General features: G+C 45.0%; 16 protein-coding genes and 1 tRNA gene. 7 read left to right on the forward strand and 10 right to left on the reverse strand.

Features of this window, described 5'->3' with window-relative positions; all coding sequences use genetic code 11:
* Nucleotides 1-13: 13 nt before the first annotated feature.
* Nucleotides 14-2170, forward strand: coding sequence for a S9 family peptidase (locus ESB13_RS11065; protein ID WP_181955293.1), 2157 nt, complete (start codon nucleotides 14-16; stop codon nucleotides 2168-2170).
* A 219-nt stretch (nucleotides 2171-2389) separates the two neighbouring features.
* Complete coding sequence (locus tag ESB13_RS11070; RefSeq protein ID WP_129003037.1) at nucleotides 2390-3130, forward strand: tRNA1(Val) (adenine(37)-N6)-methyltransferase; 741 nt, start codon at nucleotides 2390-2392, stop codon at nucleotides 3128-3130.
* Here the strand turns inward: ESB13_RS11070 and ESB13_RS11075 are convergent.
* From ESB13_RS11075 to ESB13_RS11085, 3 genes are all read right to left on the reverse strand, one after another.
* A complete protein-coding gene (locus tag ESB13_RS11075; protein ID WP_129003038.1) occupies nucleotides 3115-4647 on the reverse strand; it encodes a glycosyltransferase family 39 protein in 1533 nt (510 codons plus the stop codon). The genes ESB13_RS11070 and ESB13_RS11075 overlap by 16 nt on opposite strands.
* A gap of 176 nt (nucleotides 4648-4823) precedes the next feature.
* A complete protein-coding gene (locus tag ESB13_RS11080; RefSeq protein WP_129003039.1) occupies nucleotides 4824-5624 on the reverse strand; it encodes a DUF4249 domain-containing protein in 801 nt (266 codons plus the stop codon).
* A 6-nt stretch (nucleotides 5625-5630) separates the two neighbouring features.
* Nucleotides 5631-7970, reverse strand: a complete 2340-nt coding sequence (locus ESB13_RS11085; protein WP_129003040.1) for a TonB-dependent receptor — start codon at nucleotides 7968-7970, stop codon at nucleotides 5631-5633.
* An 830-nt stretch (nucleotides 7971-8800) separates the two neighbouring features.
* Between ESB13_RS11085 and ESB13_RS11090 the strand changes: the two genes are divergently transcribed.
* From ESB13_RS11090 to ESB13_RS11100, 3 genes are all read left to right on the forward strand, one after another.
* Nucleotides 8801-8884, forward strand: a tRNA-Leu gene (locus tag ESB13_RS11090).
* 202 nt (nucleotides 8885-9086) lie between these two features.
* Nucleotides 9087-9815 carry a DUF6088 family protein gene (locus ESB13_RS11095; protein ID WP_129003041.1) on the forward strand — a complete coding sequence of 243 codons (729 nt, stop codon included), beginning with the start codon at nucleotides 9087-9089 and terminating at the stop codon, nucleotides 9813-9815.
* Nucleotides 9816-9818: 3 nt separating this feature from the next.
* A complete protein-coding gene (locus tag ESB13_RS11100; RefSeq protein WP_129003042.1) occupies nucleotides 9819-10841 on the forward strand; it encodes a nucleotidyl transferase AbiEii/AbiGii toxin family protein in 1023 nt (340 codons plus the stop codon).
* A 1493-nt stretch (nucleotides 10842-12334) separates the two neighbouring features.
* On the opposite strand, the gene ESB13_RS11105 is transcribed toward ESB13_RS11100, so the two are convergent.
* Entirely contained in the window at nucleotides 12335-13102 is a 768-nt protein-coding gene (locus ESB13_RS11105) for a Rossmann-fold NAD(P)-binding domain-containing protein (protein WP_164974169.1), read from the reverse strand.
* A 174-nt stretch (nucleotides 13103-13276) separates the two neighbouring features.
* On the opposite strand from ESB13_RS11105, the gene ESB13_RS11110 reads away from it, so the two are divergent.
* Entirely contained in the window at nucleotides 13277-14062 is a 786-nt protein-coding gene (locus ESB13_RS11110) for a ceramidase (RefSeq protein WP_164974170.1), read from the forward strand.
* A 126-nt stretch (nucleotides 14063-14188) separates the two neighbouring features.
* Here the strand turns inward: ESB13_RS11110 and ESB13_RS11115 are convergent, their stop codons facing one another.
* From ESB13_RS11115 to ESB13_RS11125, 3 genes are read right to left on the reverse strand one after another with little or no spacing between them, the layout of a single operon-like run.
* On the reverse strand, nucleotides 14189-16120 hold the full coding sequence (locus ESB13_RS11115; RefSeq protein ID WP_129003045.1) for a protein kinase domain-containing protein: 1932 nt from the start codon (nucleotides 16118-16120) through the stop codon (nucleotides 14189-14191).
* Nucleotides 16101-16883, reverse strand: a complete 783-nt coding sequence (locus ESB13_RS11120; protein ID WP_129003046.1) for a PP2C family serine/threonine-protein phosphatase — start codon at nucleotides 16881-16883, stop codon at nucleotides 16101-16103. The genes ESB13_RS11115 and ESB13_RS11120 overlap by 20 nt, the downstream gene beginning before the upstream one ends.
* The gene (locus ESB13_RS11125; RefSeq protein ID WP_129003047.1) at nucleotides 16880-17554 is read right to left on the reverse strand and encodes a vWA domain-containing protein; all 675 of its coding nucleotides are present in this window, start codon (nucleotides 17552-17554) and stop codon (nucleotides 16880-16882) included. The genes ESB13_RS11120 and ESB13_RS11125 overlap by 4 nt, the downstream gene beginning before the upstream one ends.
* A gap of 162 nt (nucleotides 17555-17716) precedes the next feature.
* Between ESB13_RS11125 and ESB13_RS11130 the strand changes: the two genes are divergently transcribed.
* A complete protein-coding gene (locus ESB13_RS11130; RefSeq protein ID WP_129003048.1) occupies nucleotides 17717-18301 on the forward strand; it encodes an acetate uptake transporter in 585 nt (194 codons plus the stop codon).
* 95 nt (nucleotides 18302-18396) lie between these two features.
* Here the strand turns inward: ESB13_RS11130 and ESB13_RS11135 are convergent, their stop codons facing one another.
* The 3 genes from ESB13_RS11135 to ESB13_RS11145 all read right to left on the reverse strand — a co-directional run bounded on the left by ESB13_RS11135 (nucleotide 18397) and on the right by ESB13_RS11145 (nucleotide 19963).
* Nucleotides 18397-19146 carry a hypothetical protein gene (locus ESB13_RS11135; RefSeq protein ID WP_129003049.1) on the reverse strand — a complete coding sequence of 250 codons (750 nt, stop codon included), beginning with the start codon at nucleotides 19144-19146 and terminating at the stop codon, nucleotides 18397-18399.
* A gap of 36 nt (nucleotides 19147-19182) precedes the next feature.
* Complete coding sequence (locus tag ESB13_RS11140; RefSeq protein WP_129003050.1) at nucleotides 19183-19380, reverse strand: AAA family ATPase; 198 nt, start codon at nucleotides 19378-19380, stop codon at nucleotides 19183-19185.
* 73 nt (nucleotides 19381-19453) lie between these two features.
* Nucleotides 19454-19963 carry a CinA family protein gene (locus tag ESB13_RS11145; RefSeq protein ID WP_164974171.1) on the reverse strand — a complete coding sequence of 170 codons (510 nt, stop codon included), beginning with the start codon at nucleotides 19961-19963 and terminating at the stop codon, nucleotides 19454-19456.
* Nucleotides 19964-19976: the final 13 nt, after the last annotated feature.

The following is a 19976-nucleotide window of genomic DNA, read 5'->3' on the forward strand; positions in this document are numbered from 1 at the left end:
AAACAACAAGCTCATGAAACTCCCCGCCCTTGCCTTACTTTGCAGTGTACTTGCTGCCTGCAGCACAAACGAACATGCCATGAACAAAACTCCTTATAGCTGGCCGGAAAACGTAAATCCCCCGGCAGCAGAAAAAAAACCACACCAGCGTATCATACACGGCGATACAGTGATCGACAACTACTACTGGATGATCGACTTCTTTAAAAAAGGACCCGATAGCACCAAAGTCGTAGAATACCTCAAAGCCGAAAACACTTATCTCGATACCATGATGAGCGGCACAAAACAACTGCAACAGCAGCTGTTCACCGAAATGAAAAACCGCATCAAGGAAAAAGATGAAACCGTTCCCGTATTCCAGAACGGCTACTACTATTACACCCGCACCGAAGAAGGAAAACAATACTTCAAATACTGCCGCAAAAAAGGATCCCTCGAAGCCAAAGAAGAAATCCTGCTCGACGTAGACCAGATGGCCGAAGGACACTCCTATTACAGCGCCTCCGCCTTCAACGTCAGCCCCGATAACAAACTCCTCGCATTTGGCGTAGACACCGTTTCCCGCAGGCAATACACCATCCACGTGAAAAACCTCGAAACCGGCGAAATACTGCCCGAAGCCATCCCCCTTACCAACAGCCGTACCGCATGGGCAAACGACAACAAAACGCTCTTTTATGTTGCCAACAACCCTGTAACACTGCTCTCCGAAAAAATAAAACGCCATACACTGGGCACAGCAGCAACCCAGGACGTTACGGTGTATGAAGAAAAAGACAATACCAACTACATCCACGTCAGCAAATCAAAATCCGGCGCCTATATCTTCATCAGCTCCGAAGCAACATTATCTTCCGAAACCCGCTACCTCAGCGCCAACGACCCAACAGGTACATTCAAGGTCTTCCAGCCCAGGATGAAAGACGTATTATACTACGTAGTAGCACAGGACAACAGGTTTGTCGTCCAAACCAACCTCGATGCCCGCAACTTCAGGGTCATGGAATGCCCGCTGAACCAAACTGCCGCCACCAGCTGGAAAGAGATCATCCCCCATCGCGATAGCGTACTTATAGAAGGCGTGGAAGCGTACAAAGACTTCCTGGTAATAGAAGAACGCAGCAAAGGCCTGATACAGCTTAGAGTACAGCACCTGTCTGCCGGCAAGGAACACTACATCGGCTTCGAAGAACCCGCCTACATGGCCGCAATAGGCACCAACAAAGAATACAACAGCCAGTCGCTGCGTTATACTTATACCTCCTTAACCACTCCTTCTACTGTCTACGATTATGATATGATTAGCCAGAAGAAAGAACTCAAAAAACAACAGGAAGTAATAGGTGGCTATAACCCCAAAGACTATGTAACAGAACGTTTATACGCCACAGCCACCGATGGCACGCAGGTCCCCATTTCCATCGTTTATAAAAAAGGCTTTACTAAAAACGGCGAAGCCCCGCTGCTCCTGTACGCATACGGCTCTTACGGCTCCAGCATGGACGCCTCTTTTACCAGCACACGCCTGAGCCTGCTTAACCGCGGCTTCGCCTTTGCCATCGCTCATATCCGGGGCGGACAGGAAATGGGCCGCTATTGGTACGAAGACGGTAAAATGATGAAAAAGAAAAATACATTCACCGATTTCATCGACTGCGCCAGATTCCTGGTAAAAGAAAAATATACCAGCACACCGCACCTCTATGCGCAGGGCGGCAGCGCCGGCGGACTGCTCATGGGCGCCGTGGCCAACATGGCCCCTGAACTCTGGAATGGCATAATAGCCCAGGTGCCATTTGTCGATGTAGTGAATACCATGCTCGACGAAAGCATCCCTCTTACCACCAACGAATTCGATGAGTGGGGTAATCCTAAGAACAAGGACGCCTATGAGTACATGAAAAGTTACTCCCCCTACGAAAATGTCGAAGCAAAAAAATACCCCAACATCCTCGTCACAACCGGGCTGCACGATAGCCAGGTACAATACTTCGAACCAGCCAAATGGGTCGCCCGCCTGAGAGCGCTTAAAACAGATAAAAACCTGCTGCTCCTCCACACCAACATGGAATATGGTCATGGCGGCGCTTCAGGCAGATTCGATTATTTAAAAGATATTGCATTGAATTACGCCTTCCTGTTTGCACTCGAAGGCATACAGCAATAGGGCTGATATGGCATAAATACGCCTCTAACCCTACTACATGACGGCCCGGCGTCGGAAATCCCAACCCGGGCCTTCATGTATACTGAAAATATTCAATGAGTTTAAACGGAAGATCTTCCGTTTATCATCAGGCAATACATGCAAAAAGCGCAGAAACAAAAACGCGCAGCAAACAGTATTTAGAAATAAACACGCAGAAAGCATAAGTCTATAGTAACTATGGCCAATTCGTTTTTCAGGTTTAAGAAGTTTACAGTGAATCAGGGTAATTGTGCCATGAAAGTATGTACCGACGCATGTATCTTCGGCGCCTGGACTGCAGAAAAAATGACCGCCATCCCGGGCATCAGGAATATTCTCGACATAGGAGCCGGTACAGGCCTGTTATCCCTCATGCTTGCGCAAACAATGCCACAGGAAGCCACTATCGATGCAGTAGAAATAGATGAAGGCGCAGCAAGGCAAACACGTGCAAATTTCGCATACACTCCCTGGAAACAACAGCTGAGCGTCTATAACACGCCCATCCAGCAATACCAGCCACCCGCCGGAACCACCTACGATCTTATCGTTACAAATCCACCCTTCTTCGAAAACGACCTGCCCAGCGCCAGCACCAAAAGAAACCTGGCCCTGCACAGCGCCGCATTAACCCTGAAAGAATTACTGGAAGCTGTAAACCCATTGTTAAAACCAACCGGCCACCTGGCTATCCTCCTACCCTATCACCGCGCACGAAACTTCATAGCCGAAGCCGAAAAACAACGACTTTTCCTCAACCAGGCTACAGCTATACGGCAAACGTTCCTGCATAGCCAGTTCAGAAGTATGCTCCTCTTCAGTCGTACGCCCGCAGTTACACCACCATCCCTGTCCCAGTCCATCGTCATTAAAGACGCCGCCGGCAACTACTCGGAAGCCTTCCGGAAACTGCTGACCCCCTATTACCTATACTTGTAACAGGTGTCCCTTTTCACCCGCTCCGTTTCAACAAGTCCGTTCAAATCAACCCGGGCTTCTATAAAAGCGGCAATACCGGCACCATGCTCACGCGCATACATACTGGTAATGGAATCCACTATAAATGATCGCTGAAACAATGGCTGCAGCTTTTCTACTTCCTGCCGCATATGATGCGGATTTATAACTCGTATAAGATTTACATAGGGAGTGTCTAGCTTTATCCAGTTCACATAATCTGCATCAAATGAAATAGCCCTGATCCCCTTGCGGCTATAATAATTGACGGCCCCCGTCAACCAATAACCATCACAGAAAACTAGCGTCTTCCCCTGTAAGGATAGTGCAGCGTATAAACTATCTGTCTTATGCGCAAGCTCTTTCCAGCCAAGCATGTCAGCAAAATCCTGGGGAATCGTATGACTCCTGCCGTCTTCCCACCTGAGCAAACCATATCGCTCATATTCATCACGATGAGCAACAATCTCTTCCGGAGACTTGTTCGGAAAAGCTACCTTCAGCATCACCAGGAACAACAAAACAGGCAGGCTTATGCTAACAAAACGTAACACCCACCCCCATCTCCTTTCAAAAATATTAGCCAGGAACACTGCCCCAAATGCCAGGTAAACAGGATACAAACCAATCGAATAATAGCTTTTAGCCTTGAAATAAAAAAAGAGTCCGATAGTGAACAGGTAACACCAGAAAAAGAAACGGTACTTCCTGAAAGGCGCATAAAATAGTAAAGCATAAAAAGCAGCTGCAATCACAAAAGCGCCGGCCGGGAAAAGCATAAACTGCCCCATTGGAAAGTCCCCCCTGTTCACATTTACCAGTTGAGTGGTCCTTAGCTCTTGCATATGCCATAGCACCGGAAACTGGTGCCGGTACTGCCAGAAAAGATTGGGCAGTATCAATACCAGCCCTGCACCCAACGCCAGGTAAACATCCCTCCTGAAGAATATTTTCCGCTGCGGCGTAAGCATTAAAGCAGGGATAAGTCCAACCAGTAAAAAAACGATATTATATTTATTGAGGACCCCGATAGCAAAGGCCACCGCAGCAAAGTACAGCCATTTAGGCTTTTCATTATCGATGTACCTGACCACAAAGTAATAAACGCTGGTCCAGCACAACACATCCATCGAATTGGGATGAAACAAACCATTCAAACGAAGCAACACAGAAAACAACGCATAACTGCCACCCAGTATAATAGCAAATAAACTTCCTTTCAACGCCTCTATTGTCTTGCAAACAAGCAGTATGGTAACGGCGCCAAACAAAGCAGGAAAGAACCTGACCCAGAAAATACCATTACCCAGTAATCTAATCACGTAAGAAACCCACGAACTTAATGGCGGCACAGAGATATATCCCCACGCCAGGTGATTACCCTGGTCAAGATGCAGAAACTCATCACGATGCAGCTCATAAACAGGATGGATAAGCAAAAACTGGAGAACAAATTTCAGAACAACAAAACCAGTGATAATAATAACTTTCTTATTCATACAGCGGTCTGTTTATATCATGCTAAAAAGAAATCCGATGAAACAGTAATATACTACGATTCAACCACGCCTGTAAACCGCTTAAATAACTTCCATCCCATACACCCCAATAAAAAAGACCGCTTAAAAGCGGCCCTTTTTATAATATCCGGGAACCGGCGCTCCCCAAAACTCATCTATCTTACCTGCACCTCAAGGCTCTGAACCGTATGCGCACTAAAGTATCCCAAAGCATCCCCCTGTAAATTCGAAACCGGGTTCGCAGGTGTAGCCTGCTGGTTCGAACCGGTAGAGCTGGCATCAAGACTATACCAGTATTTATACATGGGATAATCGATACACTGCATAACAACCTTCAGCATATCGCCCGATTTTATGTTACGATCCTCATCATCATTATCATTAAAGAATAACAAACGACGGTCAAGCGATTTACCATCAGTCAAATCATCATCATATACAAAATATGTCTTCTCTTTACGGTTATTCACATATTGTATAAACCTGTAGCAATTACCCTTTCCAACAGGATCGCTAAAAGAAACATTGGCATATTTTCTCAACTCACCAAACAGCATCTCTTCCGTAACAGTCAGCTTCTCAAGCTGTACCTGCCTGGGCATTGTAGACCTGGCTGTGATCTCCTGCGACCCAATCACTACCTTCAGCGAATAAGTATGCCCCACCTGCCCCATAATATTCCTCGTAGTATATACACCCGGACCATCGGGTAAAAGTGTTACCGGCGTACCGTTATTATCACTAATCGTAACAGTAGCCCCTTCTATACCCGAAAAATCATTATCCTCATCAAAATCCTTGGTTTGCGAAATAAGCACAGTAGTAGTACCATAGCCCTCCGTAACATTACCTTCTATCACATACTTCTTATCTGCACTGTTCAGGTTGATATCTATCACCCGCTCACAGGAAGTGGCAGATACAGCTATTAAACATATATATAGTAAACGCTTCATACAGTACTAGAATTTAAAATTATAGGAAATGGAAGGCACAAACTTGAACAACGCAACACGCACCGCCTCCGTCTTATTCGGATTATCCTCTGCCTCCCTGAACTCGATGGTATAGGCGTTCTCACGGCCATACGCGTTATACAAACTGAAAGCCAGCTCCGAAGAAAAACGTTTTGTCTTCTTCAGCTGAAGCGTAGCCCCCAGGTCTAACCGGTGATAAGCGGGCATACGATACCCATTACGCTCGGTATAGTAAAACACCACCTGTCCGTCAACCCTGTACTTACCGCTCGGGAACGTAATAGCATCGCCGGTATAGTATACCCAGTTCGCAGAGAACGTCCATTTCTCATTCAGCTTATAAGTGCCCACAATAGCAATATCATGCGTTCTGTCCTGGCGCGCATTATACCACTGGCCTTTATTGATGCCGTCTATCTTACGTTCTGTCTTCGACAAAGTATAGCTCAGCCAGCCGGAGAAACGGCCTGCCTTCTTCTTCAGCAACCACTCGATACCATAAGCACGGCCCTTACCAAACAACAGCTGCGATTCAATAGCATCATTGTTGAATACATCAGCCCCATCACGATAATCAACCTGGTTCTGCATCGTTTTATAATAAGCCTCCACGGTTAATTCGTACTGGTTATCGACAAGGTTCTTATAATATCCCAGCGATACCTGGTCCGAAACTTCCGGCTTGATGATATTCGTACTGGCCACCCACTTATCAGTAGGTGAAGAAGAAGTAGAATTGGAGATCAGGTGCAGGTTCTGCACATTGCGCACATACGAAGTCTTTAAAGAAGTAGAACTGTTCAGCTGCAAACTTGCAGCCACACGAGGCTCCAGGTTATAGTAGGTCTTCACTACCTCACCCTTCGCATAATGGAAAGTATCCGTAACATTGCCATTCGCATTGATGTTGTAGAAATCACCTTCACCCAGCACACGGAACATCGTACCCCTTACACCATACGAAACATTCAGCTTGTCCGACAACTTCCATACATCACTGATATAAGCCGCATTCTCCCACGAATAACGACGCTGTAACAGGTTATCGTTAATACCCGACTCAGAGCTGTTGGCAGTGATCTCTCCGGGGCGCATCGTATGATGTATGAAGTTCACACCTACACGCACAGTGTGCCTGTTGCTGGCATACCACTGCAGCTCTTCTTTGATATTGAAATCCCTGATCTGCGAAAACACATTAAAGTCATTGCTGCCGCTGCGTATAGATATCTTATAATCATAATTGCTGAAGATGAAAGATGTGTTCGAGAACAGCCTGCTGTTGAAAATATGGTTCCAGCGCGCAGTGGCGGTAGCATTACCCCAGTTTAGTTTAAACGTCTCACCAACACCCAGTTTATCACGGCCAAAATAACCCGACAAATACAACCTGTCTTTCTTACCCAGCGTATAGTTCATCTTGGCATTCAGGTCATAGAAATAAAGCGTGTTCTGGTTGATGGAAGAATCACTCGAAGCCTTCAGGAACAGGTCAAGATAAGTTCGCCTGCCCGATACCAGGAACGAAGATTTATCCTTTTGAATAGGCCCTTCAACATTCGCCTTGGCAGAAATAAGACCAACACTGCCGGCTACATCATAATCCTGGTTATTACCCTCATTCATTTTGATGTCCAGTACAGAAGAAAGCCTGCCACCATACTGGGCCGGCATACCACCCTTGTAAACATTGATGTCCTTAATGGCATCAGAATTAAAGGTCGAAAAGAAACCCAGCATATGCGAAGCGTTATAAACCGGCGCTTCATCCAGCAATATCAGGTTTTGATCCGCAGCGCCACCTCTTACAAAAAAGCCGCTGCTTCCCTCTCCCGCCGACTTAATACCCGGCAGCAACTGGATGGTCTTCAACACATCACGCTCCCCCATTAAAACCGGTATGTTCTTGGTCTCATCCATGGTAAGCCTTTCAACCCCCATTTGTGTACTCGTTAAACTGCGCCCTGTACGCGGAGAAGCCGTAACCTTTACCTCCTCCAGCGTCTGCGCTATCTCCTGCAGTTGTATGTCAAGCGTAATATTACGCTTCAGATCAACCTGCGTATGGTAAGGCTGTAAACCAACCGCAGAGATCTCCAGGTCATAGCTTCCGGCAGGTAATGTCATAGAGAAAAAACCATAGTCATTGGTAACAACACCATCCTTCCCGTTAACCACCCGCACAGACGCTCCTATCAGCGATTCGCCGTTCTTTTTAGACTTAACGACTCCACTAACAGTATAACGGCTCTGGGCATAAGAAACATTAAAAAGAAAAAGAACCCCTGTCAATAAACATAGAATCCTGGCCATTACTGTTCTCATTATTCTTGATTTGATTGATTTTTGATGTATCCGGAAACACTAAATATTAAAGATAACTCCCATCTCTCTCCTCCTGGGATGCTTTTTTACCAAACTCAATTATTGTTACACGAACGGTATTCCCCCAGGTGACGAACCCCTTTTTACAAATACCAACCTAAATCCGGCCCCAAACCTCGATACTGCCGCCCGCAAACATAATCTGAAATATAAGACAACACACCCGCCACTTACCCCTATCCCAGGCCGTAACATTTATATGATCGACGTTCAGGATAACGCCTTCCCCCCGTTTCAAAAGGCAAAACCGGCATATCCAACCGCCCGTAAAGCACGATTTCACCTTTTCTTATACCATTCCACCCTTATTGCAACCTAACTTTACCCAGGAAACCGGAAGCCATAGAAACGTTGCAACCGGAACCCCTATAATTTCGGCAGCATGCCCCGGGCTATAAAACACGCAGTAATAACAGAACAAGCCCACATTCCAATTATAGCAGGATCAAACGGTCAAACACACATTAACGAACATTTTAAAGAGAGATTATGAGTGCAATGAAAAAGATCTGGAAAGTTGTCCGGAGCATCTTATTCCCAAAGAAAAGCTGCTGCAAATAGCCGGGCTTTTACCGCTTTAATGCTAAAAAAGCCCTCAATTCAGCCGCAGCATCCTATGGAAATCAGGTGGAAAGACCTATGTCACTATAATAGCTGACAGCCTTTTACACAGCTTCAGAAGACCAGATCTCCAAAAATATCCGAACTATTTTGGCCGGGTAAAAAGGAAACAGTAATATTGCACCCCTGATAAAGGAAGTTCTTTTAACACCCGGATGGCGGAACTGGTAGACGCGCTAGACTCAAAATCTTGTTCTCGCAAGGGAGTGCAGGTTCGATTCCTGTTCCGGGTACTAAGGTTCATGATTGACAAACAATCAATTATGAACCTTTTTTATTTTTATATTCCCCCATCTTTGTCCCGTTACTCCCATTTTCTTCACTTTTTGGCCACACAAACAGCACACACCTTTACTCGCTTCAGGGTAAGTAAATGATGCAATTTAGGTGACAATACAGCAATATTAGTATCTTTGGAGTTAGGAGGAGTAGGAAATGACTACTACTAAAAAGATTACATCGGTAATTGGGAATTTACGCGAAGGACAGGTCTTTACATATGATCAGTTAGGACTTAAACCAGACGAATACAGAGCGGCCGTGAAAGCGCTGGTACGAATGGCCAATAAAGGCGTGATCAAGAGGGCTGGTGTAGGTAAATATTATTTGCCCGCTAAAACGGTATTTGGCGAGTTGAAGCCTGCGGAAGAAGAACTTATTAAGCCCTACTTGTTCAACAAAGGAAAAAGAATCGCTTATATAACAGGCGCTGCTCTATATAATAGGCTGGGTTTATCAACACAGATACCCAAAACAATAAAAGTGGCAAGCCGTGACAGAAGAATTATCACCAAAGTGGGAAGTGTACAAGTAAAACCTGTTAAAAGCTATGTGGATGTGACTTCCGAAAATTTTCATGTGCTGGAAATACTGGATGCTATCAAAGATTTCAAGGATATATCGGATCTTAATCGTAAAGACGCTCTTGCCCGGCTTAAGCACATTATTGAGGGTTTAACACAAAAGGAACGAAAACAACTTCTTAACTATGCACTGAAGTACCCTCCTAGAGCTCGCGCACTTACAGGTGCGCTGCTTATGCATTCAGGTTGGGAAGAAACTGATCTGCAGAAACTGTGTGATAGCCTAAACCCTCTGAGTGAGTATAACTTTGGAATTACTGTGGAGGAATTGCCTGAGATCATCAAATGGAATATAAAGTAACCTATGACATTACATCATGATAAGACGCTATTCACGCAGGCTATCATTGCAACAGCTCAGCGAATGGAAATTCCTGAGATTTACGTCGAAAAGGATTATTGGGTAACACTTGCTTTACAAATCATATTCACATCTGAGGCAGGCCAATTTGCTATTTTTAAAGGCGGCACAGCCTTATCTAAATGTTACAAACTTATACAACGTTTTTCAGAAGATATAGACCTCGCCGCTATAAGAAATACCACCGACAGCAAGACAAAGCTTACAGCAAAACTGAAGCAGATATCTGAAACCATTGAGAAAATCCTGCCGGAAGTTGAGGTAAATGGAATTACTAATAAAAAAGGAATGATCCGAAAAACGGCGCATGACTATCCTAAGTTGGGGTTGACAGGTGTTTATGTCCAGGGAAGCCCACACATTGTGATTGAATCGAGCTGGTTGGGCACCTTTGAGCCTAATGAACCGCATACTATATGCTCTTATATAACTGAAACAATGGATAAAGTGGGGCAGCAGGAGCTTATCACCCGGTTTAACATGCAGCCCTTTACCGTACAGGTACTAAGTATTAAAAGAACCTTCTGCGAGAAAATCATGAGCCTAGTGAGATTTTCCTATGAAGCGAATCCGCATACAGAACTAGGGAGAAAAATCAGGCACATCTATGACCTACACAAACTGCTTCAGGTTGCTGAAATAGCTATATTTTTTGATAGCAATGAATTTGCAGAAATGCTTAATACTGTAGGAGGCGACGATATCCAAAGCTATCGAAACAATAATGGATGGCTTCAGAAGCATCCGGCCGAAGCTATTATTTTTCGTGATCCGGATGAAACCTGGGCAGCGATAAGGCAAGAGTATACCGGCAGATTTAAAGATTTCGTGTACGGCGAATTACCGAACGAAACCTTAGTGCTGAATAGTTTAAAAACCATATCACGTAGACTTTCGACGGTTACCTGGTTGCACCTTATCCGACCAAATACCGATGAGGATAGGCTGAGAAAGCCTTCTGAATAAATCTCACGTTTGCGCTATTTGGGCGAACAAATTTGTAGCGCATAGTACTACGGGTAACAAAAATTAAGTACTAAACATTTCACGCCTTATAAGAATTTATCTCAATCATGGCAATCATTCTCCATAGTGAAGCAATAAGAGATTGCTGCATATTTTAACTACTATCCAACAATGCAAGAGGCTCAACTTTCCTACCATCGAAATTCATCTAGATAAGCCGTATCATCTTCGCCTTTGGCCTGCGTATCATATTTGGCGCTAAGTCGAAAAAGATAGCAGCTACCAGTGGATACCTGGAGTTTTTTTTGCATCCCACTATTCCTGTAGTATCTTTCTTAAAATACAAACAAATCAACAGACCGCTACTGCTAAATTTATTGTTCTTAAATAACCTGTATCCTCTTAACGGTAAACCCCTCATGCATCATACACTTGATAACCCGGCACACATCTTTATAATGCTTATCAACATTCATCCTGCGACAACCTGTAAATGCCGTCATGGAACTATTACATTATTTTATAGGCTGGGAAAGGAATTTCAGAAGCGATGAAATAAAAATATCTGAATACCTGGGGCTTTATCATTGGACCTTAACAATTGCTACCGCAATAGCACGTTTATTTGTTTTCTTTATAGTTCTCCGCAATTTCATTCCCGCTCAATGCCGTGTATTATTTGTATCATCATGCGTTACAGGAGGAATATCAGGATTTATATTATGGATGTTTTTCCTCGGCCCTTTGCTGCTTCCATAATATTTAGCGATTAGCCATAAGTTTACACACGTTGTTAGGCGCCTTTTCTTTCGTATACTGAATACAGCAGCAATCTCCTTATCCCTTTTGTCCCCGCCCTGGCACCCGCCGGGCAGGATGGAACGAAAGCTGACTCAATGCCTAAACTCCTCTAAAAAACAAATGAAGCTTCACTTTTAATAACAATAAAGCATTTTCAAACTACTATTACTTAAGAAAGCTAAATATGTTGCGCTTTTTAATGACAAAATGGTCAACAATGATTTTTTTACACTAAAAAGCGAACTATAATGCATTAATTAAATGAACAAAATAGGCGAAATAATAAAACAACGTTGGGACTTTACCCAGACGATTACCTGGAAGAAACCTTCAGCACGTATGGAACCTATACCGCTTCATCATTTATAATCTTTGGAGAGAAAATAGGATTACGAAAGGCAATGGCAGGGGCCGAAGTAGCTCGATTTATAGCCGGTATTGAATCCGCGGCTGGACTAATCAACCGGAGCTTGAGTAAAGATGGTAAGCAGAAGTATCTTTCTGTTATAATGGATAGAAAGAAAAGCTTGTTATTGGCCGGACTATAAGAAACAAGCTGGCCCGGCAGCTTCTCCCGGCAGGCATATGCTACACTTAAAATCACACTAAGGCTAGATATAGACCTTTCTGCCTACAACAACGAAATCATTACAGTTATTAATCCTGCAGCAACCTTGACGCTATAGTACATACTACAAATGAAAAAAACGCGGATCAGGATAGCTGAATACAAAGTTCAGTTCACGCACAAGCTTTTCCGATGATATAACCCGCCCCGCCGAAACCGCTTCAAACGGCCCCGGCAATCCTCTTTGACTTCCCACTACTTCCTCCTTGGAAGGATGCAGCGGAGCAACCACATTATAGGTAGCGCCGGTAACACCCTCATGCATCATGCACTTGATAACCCGGCACACATCTTTATAATGAACATGATTTACAGGCTCCGCCAAACCAGTTATTTTATACTTGCTCAATATTCTGTCATCCCCCATCAAGCCCCCCAGTCTTAATATATTTACCTGTGGATAATAACGCTTCACAAGCCGCTCCACCGACAGGATGGAAGGATCCAGCAATGCATCATTAAGGCCCTCTTCTTCGATTTCAGCAGCTATACGCGGATAAATACCAATGGAACTGGTAAGGAATACCTGCTTATGAAACGGCCCGGTAAAATGCAATAAATTACCAAACCTGTTTAAAAGCAAAGCTTCCGGAGTCCGGGAGGAAAATGGTACAGTGATCAAAAGACAATCAGCAAGAGGAGCATATTCCCAGGCCGGATCATAGGCCTCCATACAATTTTCAGGAAACTGAACAACAGTGCCCTCTATTCCCTCACGAGATAAGGCATCCACCTTAGCCGCCGTTGTTACCGTAGCACGAACCACATAATCCTCCTTCAGCGCTCTCGCAACGCGAAGCCCCATCCATCCGCAACCAATTATTCCCAGCATTTTCATCTCCAAATATACCTATCCGGCCAGAAAACGGAACCAACCAATTGCTGCAAACAACTGGGCTTTATACACAATGCTGCCTCAGCCAACTCGCCAGACATAAAAGTTGCCATTTAGCATCTTTTTCCAACCGCCGCAAGTCTAACTTGTATAACAATCAAAAGAATGCGCATGAACTTGTCACTGGTAAGCAACAGGAACACGAAGATCTTTTTATTAATATTCCTGACAGTCATTGCCATAGTAGGAATAGCATTTGTCCCTCGTATTCCGCAACAGCAGTCTTTTCATCATTTTGCAGATCAAAGAAATCTGTACGCCATCCCCGGATGCCTGAATGTTGTCAGTAATGCAGGTTTTATGCTTGTTGGCCTTGCGGGCATTATTTCAGCCCTGGCAAACCACGTAAACGCCAGGCTGAGATTAATGTACCTGGTACTGTTCACAGGCATCCTCCTCACCGCCTGCGGCAGCGGCTACTACCATTGGGCCCCCGACAATAACCGGCTGGTATACGACCGGCTGCCAATGGTGATTGTATTTATGGCCTTCCTCGCTATCGTTATAGCCGAATGGATAAACCTCACAGCAGGTTACAGATTACTGCCACTTCTGCTTACAGCAGGCATCCTAAGCGTCATCTGGTGGCAGCATACCGAAAATGCCGGCAACGGCGATCTTCGCTTTTATATGCTCGTACAATTCTACCCGATGATTCTTATACCGCTCATTCTCCTGCTGTTTTATAAGCAATCACGCAACGTTGGCCTCCTCCAAATGGGATATATCATAGCCTGGTATATCGTCGCAAAAATATTGGAACGGTATGATGACCTTCTCTTCCATAAGATCAAACTGATAAGCGGCCATTCACTCAAACATATAGCAGCCGCTGTGGCAACATGGTATATGGTCACTTTTTTCAGAATCCGGCACATCAAAAGTCCCGGCAATTGATAACCAACATTCTGCAATAGCCCGAAACACATCTGAAAGACTTTTCAACTCTCCACATCGAGCTTGAAAAAATAACCTCCCACACCCTTTACCGCTTTCGCAATATTTCATCCCCCGGAACGCAACCTACCCAACCAGCTCATTAAACGCATCCAGATCAGCCTCCGCCTGCGCAACAGCTGTATATAACGTATCTATCTCCGCCACCAGTTGCTTTTGTCTTGCATTGATATTGGCTTTGAATTGTAACACCTGGCTATAGCTACCCTTTATTTCTACACCTAACGACTTCTTATTATTATCAAATTCTGCCTGCACCTTATCCTGCTCCTGTTTTAGCAACGATGCATCAGGCTTATACACAAAATCTGCGGAAACCTGCCTGCACCACAACAACAGCTCCTGGGTATACTTGGCGCCAATCCCCTGGATCGATTGTGTCTGTAATATTTTTATATCCGCTGCACTATAAATATTGGCCCGGTAAAGCGCTTCTTTCCGCTTCGCAGCAATCCCCGGAATAGTATGATCCTCCAGCAGAAATTGACGCAGAAAAACATCCAGTTGTAAATTGTAAAGCCTTTCTTCCACCTGCTGCTTCTCATACAGCATGACTGCCGAAAGTCTTTTATATTTCTCTATAAGATCCTTTAACCTGGTACAGGCATTACTGTAAGAAGAAGCATATACCGGACTATAATACTCCCTGAGAGCCGACTCCAATGCCGATTTTGCAGTACCAACCCGGTCTAAATAACGATCACCTTCTTCTTTCAAAGTTTTCTTCCACGGTAGCACCAGGTATATCAGCCTCACAAGAAACAACGCCAACACAAAACTCATACTGTAGCTGATAGCAACTATCGCAGTAACCAACACCAGTAACGCGGTTGTCACATGCTGGTAAGTATTGTAATGCCGGTAACGCTCATCTATGGGATTGGCCTCCACAGTTATCGCTGGCGGTGGATGAAGCGGGGGAAAACTAAGCTTCTCTACCTTAATGCCATTCACAAAATGGTCAATATCCTTCGACCAGTCAGCCTGCAATACCTGCTCATCCAGGAAATAAAGGATATTCCTCTTATCTTTTATCTCACACCACGGACATTCACTAAGAACCGATGGATAAGAATGAACTTTACTCCTCGCACAGCGCTTCATAGAAACAAGCAGCTGCTCCAATGCCGCTGCCCACTGCTTTACAGCAACCCTGTCCCTGCTTTCAAACGACTGGTGAAAATATGAAACCAACACCTCCCCAAGCATCGTCACAGGCAATGTATCCGGCGGAGGAGCCAGGTAATTACCAACGTCCCTTTTAAGAGAATAAGCGAACATATAACTCCGGATAGCCTTTTCCTCCGATATATCTTCACTGGAAAGATTCTTACCCGCAAAAGGATGCCGCCCAAGCATTAAAAGCTGGAAAATAAGGATAGCCATGGCAAAACTATCAGAACTTTCGGTTCGTACAGTCGTTGCAAAAGAACCCGTATCATACAATTCCGGCGCTGTATAACGCGGCACACCAACTTCACAGTAATATAACCGCTCCCCCTCTTTCATCTGGAACGAATCACAGTCGATCATACCAACCATACCACGCTCATTCACCAGCAGGTTGCCCTCGTTTACATCACCGATAACTATCCCCTTCGCATGTAACTGTGTAAATGCCATCGCTAGGTTCCGCGCCACATGAACCAGAAAATTATAACCCTTGTCGGGAAATAGTTTCTTCCTGTCAAGCGGACTGAACAGCATATGCATAGGTACATATCCGGTAAGCTTACGCATCACAAAACCACAAACGCTCCCACCACTATCCGAAACAATATCTATAGGCCACGCAGCATACGATTGTAACTGCAGATCATTGATTGATGCCATAAACGCAAGCTTATGCACCTTCTGTTCAGGAACCGCTTCGTTATAGATCTTCAATACCTGGTCATCACTTTCTGTTATGGCATACACGATCCCTTCGCCTCCCTTCCCCAGGACACGGCCCGCAGTATAAGAACCCCGTACACCCTTATATAGCATGGCTTGCATCTTGCAGTCGGGTTGCCAGTAAAAGCGTTTTATCGTCGTCAGTTCTTTGATTCACAGACCAACTGTTCAAAAATTCAGTTAGTTTTTTATCAAGTATCTGCAAATGCGCCCGATCGCTTGCCAGTCGTAACCATTTGAATAGATCTTTGTAAAAAGGCTGGTGTATACTTTGCGCCTGCTGGTTTAGGATGAGCCCCTGAAGACCATCGGTAACAATGGATAATTCATTGATGCACTCCTCTATCAGCTTAAACCGCAGGAAAGGAAAATTAATATCATCGATCAGGAACCGGGTGTCATTTAAATACTCCCCGTTGTCCGGCCAGAATACCGCCGAATAATAACCACTGCTATCCTCCCGCGTCATTACACCGTCTCCAATCTGGAAAAAAACAGCTTTATCGGAAAATAACACAGCGCCAAGACAGGTAGCGGAATATTCGTTTTTAGAAACATCATTGCTATTTGCCTGCTCACTTAAACCATCATAAACAGTTTCCAGGATAAACCGGACCCTCGTTTCATCTATGATCTTTCCTTCTTTCACACAACTGCTTAATAACAATACGATCGTCTCTACCGTAAATGAAGAAGCAGCCTGCGCAAATTTAGCGCTGCCCGCGCCATCACTGGCACAACAGATCAGCACCTCTTCATCCAATGGTGTCATTACCAGGTCAAATCGTAATGCATCTTCACAGCATTTATTTACCTGCTCATGAGAAGTGCCTTTAATACTTTGCCCTATCGCTTTCCATCTCATAGCGCTGTCCAGCCGGTTGGTGGAAGTAAAGTGTTGCACTCGCCCGGACTCTTGCCCGATACCTGCTTCATGGAACCCGACAACCAAAGGAAAAATTCACGGAACATAAGCCCCCGCAGTTTTTGCGGAGTGCGCACCGATATCTCGCTTAAAATGTTCATGTTGGCATTTTCTACACCAATGGCAAAAAAAGCAAACGACTTGCCCGCCTCACCCTCTCTCACAAGCGCAGCGGCCTTGTCATAATAGTCGGTAGGTGCACCATCTGTAATAAGTACGATCCATGGCTTATAATACGCAACACCATTGTCTTTATAAGTTTGCTTCCTCCTTTTCACCATGTCTATCGCCAGTGTGATAGCCTCGCCCATAGGAGTATCGCCGGTTGTATGAAGTTGCCTCGGAAAAAAATTAGACACCGTTACAAAATCAGATGCCACCTGTACCGGCCCAAAAGTAACTACCGCAACCTCTACCCGCTTTGCCGCCAGCGGATCATTCTCCAGCTCCTCCTTGAATGTTTGAATTCCCTGGTTCAACTGCCATATAGGCGCCCCCTCCATAGATCCCGAAGTATCTAATAATAAAACACACGGACACCTGGGTTCCGGGTTATCCGCAAAATTATCGCTGCCAAACGCTATTTGTTCAAAAGAAATGTAGTCGTGCATGACGCCCTAAGGGTTTAGACGCTAAAAATAACGATTTTTGGAAAGCCCTCTGCCACCACTCCATCCCATCCCATCCCATCACCAATTCCCAATTCATGACTTATGTCCTTTTTTTCTTTTATAAGGTGTTCGACTTTCGCGCCCGAAATACTTGATTATAAAATGAAAGAAGAAAAAGATTCATATGCAAACCCCGCGCCATTGGGCTTGTTTGCATTCGGTATGACTACCGTTCTGTTGAACTTGCACAATGCAGGCTTTTTTGAACTCAACTCCATGATCCTGGCTATGGGCGTTTTCTACGGAGGTGTAGCCCAGGTCGTTGCAGGAATTATCGAAGCTAAAAAGAACAACACGTTCGGATTCACAGCCTTCACCTCCTACGGCTTTTTCTGGTTAACATTCGTAGGACTGCTGGTGCTCCCCAAATTGGGCTGGGCTGCTCCGGTATCCGTCAACGGTATCGTAGCCTACCTTTCTATGTGGGGCCTGTTCACCCTCCTGCTTTTCATCGGTACATTAAGACAAAGCAAAGCCCTGCAATTTGTCTTCGGCTCATTAGCCCTCCTGTTCTTCTTACTGGCGCTCGGCGATTATACCGAAAATGCCGCCATCAAATCCTTTGCCGGATACGAAGGTATAGTTTGCGGCCTCATCGCTATCTATACAGGTATTGCACAGGTCCTGAACGAGTTATTCGGAAAAACAGTGCTTCCCATCGGCGCAGGCAAACAGGCACAACACTAGTTCCTCGTTATACAACTGAAATAAAGAGAGGCCGTATCAAAAACAGATACGGCCTCTCTTTATTCCGGCCACAGCCGGAAGAATATCATCTCGCATTACCCATACAAAGGCTGGTACATCAGATGTAGTACAAACTTTACACTTTGAATCGTAAGAGAAGGATATTTTTTCCGGTAGTAGTCGGTCATATCCTGGCTGAGTATCATCTCGTTCGACCGGAGCGCATCATAATCCAGGTCCAGCGACACATTATTCTCCAGGGTGATGAAAACCTTCTTCTTCGCTTTATCTAGCTTGAATTTCCCCTGAACATTCACGACATCTTTCTCCGTCTTTCTGGTTTGCCCATATATGATACTATCCACCTGGAAAGTAACATACATATACATTCCATGCGTTTCCCTGAAATCTTTCAGGATCGCCTTCTTTGTTTCCGCGTCCGGGGCCTCTACCACCAGCATCTTCGCTATCGCTTCCTCAAAACTTGGAGCAGCATAAGCAACCGGGTATATTTTCCAGTTATCCGCAAAACCTCTTACAGATGTAGTAACGTCACTGGCCGCACCACTCCTGTTCTTTAACCGTATAACAACAGTTCCCGGTTTATGCCCGTATATGATCAGTTTATTGTCTTCTATTTTAGCGGTAGCGACAGCCTCATTCAACGACTGCACAGAATATCCCTCATGATTCACGATAAAAAGAAGGGTATCTGTCTTCTCCATAAAAACACCCACATGGTCGCGTTCAAATGGCTTGGGAGCTGCTGTTGTTTCATTCTTACTGCAGGCGCCTATGCAAAGCACAGACAATACAATTCCGGAAAGGGCGAAAATTTGCTTCATATGGAAATGCGTTGCCCACTGAATGAAAGGCAACGATCAAATATATAAATATATTCTAATAAAAACCGGAGCAGTATTCAGGGCGTCGTCATCTGCCTGCATCTGTTCGCTGATGATCCGCCGCGCACACTCCGGTATAACCCGGTAACCTCGTTTTGCCAGCGCCTCCAGCAACGTGGTTTTACCAGCGCCCAAGCCGCCGCTTACTACATAAAAACGATCCCTCAAATTCATTACTGATGAAGATATGGCCCGTTACCGGTAAACATCGTCCGGCTCCCGCACGAAGAAAACCAGCGGAAAGCAACTAAAGCAACGATGCCAGGTGACGAAGAGCCCGGTTGGCATAATAAACCTGGATGGCATAACTGTCATTTTCCGGCGGGCTGCCGGGCTGAGATCTATCGACAGGTATTTTTTCCTCCAGCACAACGGTATCGCCTTGTGCAACGGAAAGATAGGCAAACAATGCAGTAATACCCATCTCAGGCACAGGGGTCGCATACCCGGTGATACCAATGGCATATTCACTCAGGAAATGCGCGTTACATTCAACAGCCATCTGGTTCGAGACAAGCTGCCCAACACAATTACATTCAAGCGCGCTAATGGGCTCTACTTTCAGATGACGCGTTTTCTGGCCGCTGTTATAAACAGTGATCCCACCCTGGAAAAAACGCGAAGCCTCCTGCGCCAGCGACAACGCAGCCTGGAGATGTCCCGATGTAACACTTTCAGCAACGGAAAGCGACATCCTGTTCTTTATCAAAACCGTCTTGATACGTTCTATCGATGCCAGATCATATTCGTTTTTCATAACAAGCTCATTT

The organism is Filimonas effusa (genome assembly GCF_004118675.1).
In the GTDB taxonomy this organism is placed as follows: domain Bacteria; phylum Bacteroidota; class Bacteroidia; order Chitinophagales; family Chitinophagaceae; genus Filimonas; species Filimonas effusa.

What these genes read in the sequence shown, in the direction of transcription:
- ESB13_RS11070 (WP_129003037.1), top strand. Translation starts at nt 2,390, where the DNA reads ATGGCCAATTCGTTTTTCAGGTTTAAGAAGTTTACAGTGAATCAGGGT.
- ESB13_RS11095 (WP_129003041.1), top strand. Translation starts at nt 9,087, where the DNA reads ATGACTACTACTAAAAAGATTACATCGGTAATTGGGAATTTACGCGAA.
- ESB13_RS11065 (WP_181955293.1), top strand. Translation starts at nt 14, where the DNA reads ATGAAACTCCCCGCCCTTGCCTTACTTTGCAGTGTACTTGCTGCCTGC.
- ESB13_RS11115 (WP_129003045.1), bottom strand. Translation starts at nt 16,120, where the DNA reads ATGCAAGCCATGCTATATAAGGGTGTACGGGGTTCTTATACTGCGGGC.
- ESB13_RS11100 (WP_129003042.1), top strand. Translation starts at nt 9,819, where the DNA reads ATGACATTACATCATGATAAGACGCTATTCACGCAGGCTATCATTGCA.
- ESB13_RS11085 (WP_129003040.1), bottom strand. Translation starts at nt 7,970, where the DNA reads ATGAGAACAGTAATGGCCAGGATTCTATGTTTATTGACAGGGGTTCTT.
- ESB13_RS11075 (WP_129003038.1), bottom strand. Translation starts at nt 4,647, where the DNA reads ATGAATAAGAAAGTTATTATTATCACTGGTTTTGTTGTTCTGAAATTT.
- ESB13_RS11140 (WP_129003050.1), bottom strand. Translation starts at nt 19,380, where the DNA reads ATGAATTTGAGGGATCGTTTTTATGTAGTAAGCGGCGGCTTGGGCGCT.
- ESB13_RS11130 (WP_129003048.1), top strand. Translation starts at nt 17,717, where the DNA reads ATGAAAGAAGAAAAAGATTCATATGCAAACCCCGCGCCATTGGGCTTG.
- ESB13_RS11145 (WP_164974171.1), bottom strand. Translation starts at nt 19,963, where the DNA reads ATGAAAAACGAATATGATCTGGCATCGATAGAACGTATCAAGACGGTT.
- ESB13_RS11110 (WP_164974170.1), top strand. Translation starts at nt 13,277, where the DNA reads ATGAACTTGTCACTGGTAAGCAACAGGAACACGAAGATCTTTTTATTA.
- ESB13_RS11120 (WP_129003046.1), bottom strand. Translation starts at nt 16,883, where the DNA reads ATGAGATGGAAAGCGATAGGGCAAAGTATTAAAGGCACTTCTCATGAG.
- ESB13_RS11105 (WP_164974169.1), bottom strand. Translation starts at nt 13,102, where the DNA reads ATGCTGGGAATAATTGGTTGCGGATGGATGGGGCTTCGCGTTGCGAGA.
- ESB13_RS11125 (WP_129003047.1), bottom strand. Translation starts at nt 17,554, where the DNA reads ATGCACGACTACATTTCTTTTGAACAAATAGCGTTTGGCAGCGATAAT.
- ESB13_RS11080 (WP_129003039.1), bottom strand. Translation starts at nt 5,624, where the DNA reads ATGAAGCGTTTACTATATATATGTTTAATAGCTGTATCTGCCACTTCC.
- ESB13_RS11135 (WP_129003049.1), bottom strand. Translation starts at nt 19,146, where the DNA reads ATGAAGCAAATTTTCGCCCTTTCCGGAATTGTATTGTCTGTGCTTTGC.